Source organism: Aminobacter ciceronei (genome assembly GCF_014138625.1).
Lineage (GTDB): Bacteria > Pseudomonadota > Alphaproteobacteria > Rhizobiales > Rhizobiaceae > Aminobacter > Aminobacter ciceronei.
Genome location: NZ_JACJHY010000077.1, coordinates 1 through 8,493 on the forward strand (window position 1 = coordinate 1; position 8,493 = coordinate 8,493).

At 62.9% G+C, this 8,493-nt stretch carries 6 protein-coding genes; 3 read left to right on the forward strand and 3 right to left on the reverse strand.

From position 1 onward, the window contains the following. Positions 1 to 102: 102 nt before the first annotated feature. Entirely contained in the window at positions 103 to 870 is a 768-nt protein-coding gene (locus HNQ95_RS33015) for a metallophosphoesterase family protein (protein WP_312874174.1), read from the reverse strand. Positions 871 to 1,073: 203 nt separating this feature from the next. On the opposite strand from HNQ95_RS33015, the gene HNQ95_RS33020 reads away from it, so the two are divergent. Beyond that, a complete protein-coding gene (locus tag HNQ95_RS33020; protein WP_154387023.1) occupies positions 1,074 to 2,156 on the forward strand; it encodes a DNA topoisomerase IB in 1,083 nt (360 codons plus the stop codon). Positions 2,157 to 2,167: 11 nt separating this feature from the next. On the opposite strand, the gene HNQ95_RS33025 is transcribed toward HNQ95_RS33020, so the two are convergent. Continuing rightward, entirely contained in the window at positions 2,168 to 3,499 is a 1,332-nt protein-coding gene (locus HNQ95_RS33025; protein WP_067956207.1) for a sensor histidine kinase, read from the reverse strand. A gap of 232 nt (positions 3,500 to 3,731) precedes the next feature. On the opposite strand from HNQ95_RS33025, the gene HNQ95_RS33030 reads away from it, so the two are divergent. Then, the gene (locus HNQ95_RS33030) at positions 3,732 to 5,714 is read left to right on the forward strand and encodes an acyltransferase family protein (RefSeq protein ID WP_154387022.1); all 1,983 of its coding nucleotides are present in this window, start codon (positions 3,732 to 3,734) and stop codon (positions 5,712 to 5,714) included. A 16-nt stretch (positions 5,715 to 5,730) separates the two neighbouring features. Here HNQ95_RS33030 and HNQ95_RS33035 read toward each other — a convergent pair whose 3' ends face one another. Further along, a complete protein-coding gene (locus HNQ95_RS33035; RefSeq protein WP_067956213.1) occupies positions 5,731 to 6,996 on the reverse strand; it encodes an AGE family epimerase/isomerase in 1,266 nt (421 codons plus the stop codon). Between the two features lie 225 nt (positions 6,997 to 7,221). On the opposite strand from HNQ95_RS33035, the gene HNQ95_RS33040 reads away from it, so the two are divergent. Beyond that, a complete protein-coding gene (locus tag HNQ95_RS33040) occupies positions 7,222 to 8,316 on the forward strand; it encodes a fatty acid desaturase (RefSeq protein ID WP_154387021.1) in 1,095 nt (364 codons plus the stop codon). The last annotated feature ends 177 nt before the right edge of the window (positions 8,317 to 8,493 follow it).

The following is an 8,493-nucleotide window of genomic DNA, read 5'->3' on the forward strand; positions in this document are numbered from 1 at the left end:
CATTCGGGGAGCTCCACTGAAGGTTGGTTGGCTTCGCAACCCCAGCTTCTCAGTCCCTCCTCGAATGAACAACCTTCATAGCTTCGACACCTAGGTCGCGAGCTAGGAGAAAAACAGCCTGCCGCTCTTGCCTGATATGCGCACCGCCGTCAGCCGACCGGTCTTGAAGGCGCCGGTGTCGATGTCCAGCCGGCGGCCGTCGATGCGCGGATGGTCAACCGGCGTGTGGCCATGCACGACCCAGCGGTCGAGCCGGCGCGACGCCTCGAAGAACTCCTCCCTGATGTAGAGCAGGTCGTCGTCTTCCTGGTCGAGCAGCGGCACGCCGGGCCGGATGCCCGCATGAACGAACACGAAGCGTTCGGAATAGGCCATGATCGGCAGGTCGCGCATGAAGGCGATGTGTTCCGGCGGGATGGTTGCGCGAATATGGTCGTCGAGCCTGTTGCCGCCGCCATAGAGTTCGCCGAGATGCTCGGCGTCGATGCCGTAGGAGAACAGCGTGCTGCGTGCACCCGTGGACAGCCACCGAGCCAGTGACAGCTTGCCGTCGAGATAGTCGAGCGTCTGGGTCTCGTGGTTGCCCATCAGGCAGAGACGCTCGAAGCCTGGTGGCGGCGGGGCTATGAGGTGATCGATCACCTGTGCCGAATCGGGGCCACGGTCGATATAGTCGCCAAGCATGATGATCAGCTTGCGGCCGGGCAGGATGGCCGCGTCGGCAACGACCTTGTCCTCGAGCGTGCGCAGTTCGCGATAGCAGCCATGGACGTCGCCGATCGCATAGACGACCGTTCCGAACAGGTCGATCTCGATGCGCCGACGCCCGGGTGACTGTCTTTGCGAACGGAAATTCAGAAAGCTGACCAGCCTGTCGCCTCGCTAAAATTGTCGGGTTGCGTCCCGACGCCGGGCACGTCAGTGCCTGAGATCACAGTGCGCGGCGGGCGTTTCCGTTTCCTGAACGTAGCCGTTGGCATGCTTGATTTGAACCAGGATGTCGTTGCAAGCAACAGCGTGCCGGAACCCATGAGCTGCATCCAAGTTAGCGTTGATCCCGAGGGATCGCACCGATGCGGAAAGACACCGAGCAGTCCCGGCGCGTGCCGGACGAAAATGCCGAGGCCGCGCATGACGCATCGCTGGCTTATGTCAGCGACGACGAGCCCGGCATATCAAGGAAAAGGGCAGGCAAGCGCCTTCTCTACGAAACGGCCAATGGCGGAAAGGTCGCCAGCAAGGCGGTTCTTGCGCGCATCGATGCGCTTGCCATTCCTCCGGCATGGACTGATGTGTGGATTTGCGCCGAAAGCAACGGTCATATCCAGGCGACGGGACGCGACCAGCGTGGCCGAAAGCAATATCGCTACCATCCCGACTGGTCGGAAAAGCGTGACGAGCTCAAATTCTCGAGCCTGGCCGAATTTGCACGCGCGCTGCCGCTGCTGCGCCGCCGGATCGACAAGGATTTGCGGCTGCGCGGAATGGTGCGCGAGCGGGTCGTCGCAGCGGTGGTATGGCTGCTGGACAATACAATGATCCGGGTGGGTGGCGCCGCCTATGCCAGGGAGAATGGCAGCTTCGGGCTGACGACGCTACGCAACCGCCATGTCGACATCGAAGGTTCGACGCTCAGATTCGCCTTCAAGGGCAAATCGGGAAAAGAATGGCGTTTGCGGCTGGTCGACAGGCGTATGGCAAAGATCGTGCGCAGCATCCAGGAACTGCCCGGCCAGACCCTGTTTCAATATCTCGACGACAATGGTGCGCGGGCGCCGATATGGTCTCAGGACGTCAATGACTACATTCGAGCTGCGGCGGGCGCAGCTTTCAGCTCCAAACATTTCCGCACCTGGGGCGGAACCGTGCGCGCGATGGCGCTGTTTTCCAGAACGCCGGTGCCCGAGCGGGCGGAAGCGAGGGCGCAGGCATGCAACAAAGTCATTGACGACGTTGCCAGGCACCTCGGCAACACGCGGGCCGTCTGCCGAAAAGGTTACATTCATCCGGAAGTGATTTTGGCGTGGTCGGAAGGGCGGTTGTCTGACGAGCTGGCTGCGTCCCGCCCCAAGGCCGGCTCGCAGCTTGACGTCGACGAGCGCATCACTCTTGCCTGGCTTTCGCGGCAAGAGAAGCGAAGCCGACTGCAGAGGTGAAGCTACTGCCGTCAGGGAGCGGGCGTCCGGACCAGGTCAAGCGGTGCGTCGAGCGTCCAGGTGACGCCATCTGGTTGGAAGCTGAGATGGCCTACGCCGTTCAGCGCCAAAGGCGCGACGCGCTCGAGCACGATCCGGCCAAATCCTTTGCGCGAGGCCTTTCCGACGGTCGGTCCGTTGGTTTCCTTCCAGGTCAGGCGAAAGCGATCGGAAGCGGTCCAGCCGATTTCGACGGTGCCAAGATCGGATGACAGCGCGCCATGCTTGGCCGAATTGGTGGCAAGCTCATGAAAGGCCATGCCGAGATTCTGGACCGCCATCGTCGACAGCAGGACCGGCTCGCCCGATATGGTGATGCGGCGCTCGGCGGCAAACGGCCGGATCTGGTTGCTGACCAGATCGGCCAGGTCAGCGCCGCGCCAGTCACCGTCGACAAGCAGATCCTGGGACTGCGACAGCGCCATGATCCTGTTGCGGATCTGGGTGTCGAATTCGGCGATCGTCGTTGCGTGCTTGCCCGTCTCGCGGATCATCGACAGGATGACGGCGAACTGGTTCTTCACCCGGTGGTTGACCTCGCGCATGAGCATGCGGATGCGGCTCTCGCTTTCCTTGCGCTCGGTAATGTCTCTGGCGATCTTCGAGGCGCCGATGACCTTGCCGGCGCCGTTGAGCACCGGCGATACGGTGAGCGAAATGAAGACAAGGCTGCCGTCCTTGCGTTTCCTGATCGTATCGAAGTGGTCGACGCGCTGACCGCTCCGCACCTTGCCGAGGATGACGTCCTCTTCGTCCTGCCTGTCATCTGGGATCAGCATGCGGACGTGCTTGCCGATGGCTTCATCGGCGCTGTAGCCGAAAAGCCTGGTGGCGCCGGCGTTCCAGCTCTGGATGACGCCGCACAGATCCTTGCTGACGATGGCGTCGTCGGAAGATTCGACGATCGAGGCGAGGCGCTGGGTTTGTATCTCGGCCTGCTTCTGGGCCGAGATGTCGACCAGAAGATTGATGGCACCCGTTATCTCGCCGGTTTCGTCGCGTATTGGCGCGGGGAAGGCGAGGAACGGCACCAGAGTGCCATCTGGCCGCTCGGCTATGGCCTCGGCGTTGCGGATCGCCCGACCCTCCTTCAGGGCCCGCGCCATCGGGCAGTCGCCATGTGCCAGCGGTTCGCCCTCCGCCGTCCGAAGCCGCCAGGAGCCGCACCACGAGTCCTTGCCGATTTCGGGCCGGTGACCCCAGAGTGCTGCTGCGGCTTCATTGAAAAAGGTGATCCGCCCGCTGGCATCGGTCGTATAGACCGCAGCCGGCAGCCCGCCGAGCAAAGTCTCGCGATTCGTCATGTGGCCGCCCTGGTTCCGTGGGGCATTAACGACCAATGCCCGCATGAGTTCCGTTCATACAGAAATCGACACTCGAAGGCGCGGAAATGCACGCGTTTCTCCCGGGTAAGGTGTTCGGAAAGGCGGCTTTCATGTTGCATTGCAACATAGTTTGAATTGTGCCCGCGGGCATGGTCGCCCAACCTGCCGTCATGTCCAGCACGCACATCACAGCACACGTTGCAGCAAAGACATGACGGCACCTGTCACCACCTTCCGCCCCGACATCGAGGGCCTGCGTGCCATCGCCGTCAGCGGCGTGATCGCCTTTCACTTCGGCCTGTCCGACCTGCCGGGCGGTTTCATCGGCGTCGATATCTTCTTCGTCATCTCGGGCTATCTGATCACCCGCCACCTGATTCAGGAGATCGGCCGTAGCGGGACCGTCGATCTCTGGCGCTTCTATGGGCGCCGCGCCCGACGGCTGTTGCCGGCATCGCTTCTGGTGATCGCCACCACGCTTGCCGCCGGCTATTTCATCCTCGCGCCGTCCGAGCAGCAGCTTTACGCCAAGGGTGCGCTGTTTGCCTCGAGCTACGTCATCAATCTCTGGCTGCTGCGCTGGTCGTTCGATTATTTCGCCGCCGACACGGCCAGCAACCCGTTTCTGCATTTCTGGTCGTTGTCGGTCGAGGAGCAGTTCTATCTGCTTTGGCCGGCGTTCCTGCTGTTGGTCGCGTGGTTCCGGCCGGGGGCAAGGGGTATCGCGCTCATCCTCGGTGTGGTTGTACTGGTGTCGTTCGGAGTGAGCGCCTTGATGACCTCGGAGTCGCAGCCCTGGGCCTTCTATTTCTCGCCGCTGCGGGCCTGGGAATTCGCTGTGGGCGGGCTCGTTTCGCTTGTTGTGGCGGAGCGCTGGGCATCGGGTTTTCGATTCTCGCCTGTCATGGGCTGGACTGGTATCGCATTGATCGCCGTCGCCTATCTCAGCGTCTCGGAGACCGATCCTTTCCCCGGCTTCATCGCGTTGCTGCCGGTCGCGGGCACGGCGATGCTGCTGCTGTCAGGCGCCCGCAAGAGTGCTGTCGGGCCGGCAAGCCTGCTGTCGCTGCCGCCGTTCCAATGGACCGGCAAGCTGTCCTATTCGCTGTATCTCTGGCACTGGCCCGTCATCGTCTATGCGACGATCCTGTGGCCTGACCTTACGCTTGCCGGCAGGCTTGCCTGCCTGGCGGTGACGGTCGGCCTGTCCTTCCTCAGTTATCGGTATGTCGAGAATCCTGTTCGCTCCAATGGCTGGCTTTCGGCCGGTTCGCTGCGCTCGCTGGGTTTGGCGGCGCTGCTGACCTCGCTCGGCGTGACATTGTCCTTTGGCGCAGCTCAGATTGCTGCGCGAAGTGTCGGCCCGGAGCAGAAGTTGATCGCGGACAGTGCTGCACGTTCGTCGTCGGCGCGCCAGATAGACAGCGCCTGCGTTGCCAGCCTCGAGCAGACCAAGCCGCGCAGCTGCAGTCTGGGTGCATCGAAGCCGCAAAAGACGATCGTGCTGTTCGGCGATTCGCATGCCGACCACTGGTCGACGCCGCTGGCAAAGATTGCCGAGACCAACAACTGGCGGCTGGTGACCTATCTGAAATCGTCCTGCTCGGTGGCGGTGGTGCCGACATGGAACGTGCGATTGATGCGGGCCTATTCCGAATGCGATGCGTGGCGGCAGACGGCAATGAAGGAGATCGCCAGCCTCAAGCCCGATGCGGTGATCGTTTCGCAGTTTTCCTACAGCTACGTCGAAAACGACGTCAATGGCGGGCTGAAGCATCTGGTCAGCCGCGACGTCTGGGCGGGTGGCCTGAGGGCATCGCTTGCGGCGCTTCGCAAAACCGGCGCCGAGGTCGTGCTGCTCAGGGATGTTCCCGTTCACAAGTCATATCTCGACCGTTGTGTCGCCCGTTCGTTGTGGCAGGGCAGGAGCAGTACGGTCTGCGACACGCCGCGACGGGAAGCGATCGACGAACGGGTGTCGAAGACTGAACAAGTGGCGAGCGCCGGGCTTGATGGCGTCCGCTATGTCGACCTGACCGAGCTGTTCTGCAACGACACGACCTGCCCGGCGATGATCGGTGGCAAGCTGACCTTCCGCGACCGCCACCACATCGCCACGCCTTTTGCGGCGACCCTTGCCGGTTCGATGCAGCGCGCGATCTTCGGCAACCAGGTGGCGGCGCGCTGGCCGTGAGGCCGGACCGATCTTGCTAGAGGCGGATGCCCGTCTGCAGCAGGCCACGGGTGATGCTGCCCGAGGTCGGCAACAGTGGGATCAGACAGGCCTGGAGCGCGTGGTAGATGTCGGGCTTGCCGTAGAACGGGCCGGCATTGGGCTTGAGATCGTCGTCGAGCTGGGCGTGCCAGCCGCCATTGGCGCGGTCGATGAAGCGGCTGGCGCAGAAGCTCCAGATACGGCGGTACCAGGCCTCGTAGGCAGCGTCGCCGCCGATGGCGTTGAGTACGGACGCGGCACCGATCGCCTCGCAGCACGGCCACCAGTAGCGATCCCTGATCCGGGCCGAGCCGTCCCATTCGAGCGTGTAATAGAAGCCGCCCTTGGCGGTATCCCAACCGTCTGCCGTCGCCTGGCCGAACAGGTTCCTTGCCGCGTCCGGCAGCCAGGCATGCTTGCGGCCGCCGAGCTCCCACAATTGCAGCAGCAGCCGTGCCCATTCGAGCGAATGGCCAGGCGTCGTGCCATAAGGGCGGAACATCGGGTCGCCGGAGTAATCGCGGTCGAGCTTCCATTCCGCCGTGAAATGCTCGGGCAGGCGCCAACCGGCGGCAGCCGAATGGCGGCGGATGATCAGGTCGGCGATGCGCTCGGCCATGGTGAGATAGATGCTGTCGCCAGTCGCCTCGAAGGCGGCCATCAGCGCCTCTGTGAGGTGCATGTTGGAGTTCTGGCCGCGATAGCTGTCGAGCGGCTGCCAGTCGCGGCTGAACTCTTCCGCCACCGCGCCATGCGCCTCTTCCCAGAATTTTTCAGACAGGATTGTTGAGATGTCGGTCAGCAGGCGGTCGGCGTCGGGGTGGCCGGCGACCTTGGCGCTGGAGGCGGCAAGCAGGACGAAAGCATGGCCATAGGCCTGCTTGGTGTCGTTGGTCGGACCGTCATAACCGACGCCCCAGAAATAGCCGCCATTGGCTGTGTCGCGATGGCCGTTCCAGAGGAAATCCATGCCGTGGTCGACGAGCACGTCGGCGCCGGGGCGTCCCATCAGATGGGCAATCGAGAAACAGTGCACCAGGCGCGTGGTGACGTGGATCTGTCGGCCGGCGAAGCGGCCGGGGACGGCGCCCGGCGCGAGCGGGTGGCCATGATCGTCGAGGTCGTGGAAACCGCCGAGCGGATTGAGGCTCTGGCGTTCGAAGAAAGAGAACAGCGCGTCGGCCTGCTGCAACAACCACAAGCGATGGCTTGGAAGCGTGGTCCATTTGGCCGAGCCGGCGGAAATTTCCAAAGAAGCCATGGATAGGAGTTCCCTGCGGCTGCTGGCCGCGCCTCGATGATTTCCCCGACCTAAGACGTAATGGCCCGCGCACTCAACAGGAAAACGCCATGATTTGCGTCCAGCGGTGCATAGACGCTGGATACGGCTAATATGCCACGGTGGTGCCACTAGCCATGGCGCGTGCCGCGCATTATGGACAAATGGCGCGCTTGACCGAGTTGGCAGCGAGATTTCGGGGACTAAATGACGAAATTGATGTCGTCCAAGGCGGACGACCTGCCCAAAGGGTCTGCCCAGGGTGCGGATCATGCGGCTGAAAAGGCGCTCGTTCGCCGGCTAGCCTCGCATTGCAACCGCTTTCGCGACCCCGACGACCGCCGCGCGGCGTTCGAACTGGCGGTGACGCTGATACCTTTCCTGGTGATGGGTGCAACGCTTATCTGGCTCGCAACCTATGCCGGCCCGCTGCTCGGCGGTTGGCGCTGGCTGCTGATGGTGGCGTTGGCGCCGGTCTGTGCCTCGTTCCTGGTGCGGTTGTTTGCCATCCAGCATGACTGCGGTCACGGCTCGTTCACCAGTTCGCGTATGGCCAACAAGACCATCGGCCGGGCGCTGAGTGTCTTCACCTTCACGCCCTACACGCTATGGCAGAAGGCGCATGCCGTGCACCATGGCGGCTCGGGCAATCTCGACAAACGCGGCATCGGCGACATCGATACGCGCACGGTTGCCGAATATGAGGCGATGACCACCAGCCAGCGGCTGATGTATCGCATCTATCGCAACCCGATCATCCTGATCGTCATCGGCGTGCCGATCTACTTTCTGATCATGCACCGGCTGCCCTACAACGACGCCATTCCGCGCGTCGAGGCATGGCGCAGCGCCGGCGGCCTCAACGTGGCGCTGGTGCTGGTCTATGGCGGCCTCGTGCTCTTGGCCGGCTGGGCGGTGATGCTGGCGGTTCTGCCCGTCGTGGTGATGGGCGCCTGGGCCGGCGGCTGGCTGTTCTACGTCCAGCACCAGTTCGAAGAGACGCGCTGGGATGCGGGCGACGCCTGGGACCTGCATGTCGCGGCCTTTGGCGGCAGCTCGTGGTATGCCTTGCCCGCTGTGGCGCAGTGGATCACCGGCTCGATCGGCCTGCACCACATCCACCATCTGTGCAGCCGCGTGCCGTTCTATCGCCTGCAGGCCTGCTTCGACAGCAATGCCGAGCTTCGCGATGCCAGCCAGACGGTGAAGCTGACTTTCTGGAAGAGCGTCGGCTGCGTCAATCTCGCGCTGTGGTGCGAGGATCGCCGTCGCCTCGTGACCTTCGCCGAAGCCAAGTTCTAGCTGCCTCTTGGCGGTGTGATGGCCGGCAGTGCCAGAGCTTGGCGCCTTCTGGCTGAAAACGACCTCCAATTCCCAGGTTCCGTCTAGGTCACATACCCATAAACGGGATTCCCATTTGGCATCGGTTGTGATTCCCTTCCTGCAATCAGCGGGAGGTGATCATGGCGCGTTTCGATC

Excerpts from the sequence above, each read along its gene's own strand:
- HNQ95_RS33020 (WP_154387023.1), top strand. The coding sequence starts at position 1,074 with ATGCGGAAAGACACCGAGCAGTCCCGGCGCGTGCCGGACGAAAATGCC.
- HNQ95_RS33025 (WP_067956207.1), bottom strand. The coding sequence starts at position 3,499 with ATGACGAATCGCGAGACTTTGCTCGGCGGGCTGCCGGCTGCGGTCTAT.
- HNQ95_RS33030 (WP_154387022.1), top strand. The coding sequence starts at position 3,732 with ATGACGGCACCTGTCACCACCTTCCGCCCCGACATCGAGGGCCTGCGT.
- HNQ95_RS33035 (WP_067956213.1), bottom strand. The coding sequence starts at position 6,996 with ATGGCTTCTTTGGAAATTTCCGCCGGCTCGGCCAAATGGACCACGCTT.
- HNQ95_RS33040 (WP_154387021.1), top strand. The coding sequence starts at position 7,222 with ATGACGAAATTGATGTCGTCCAAGGCGGACGACCTGCCCAAAGGGTCT.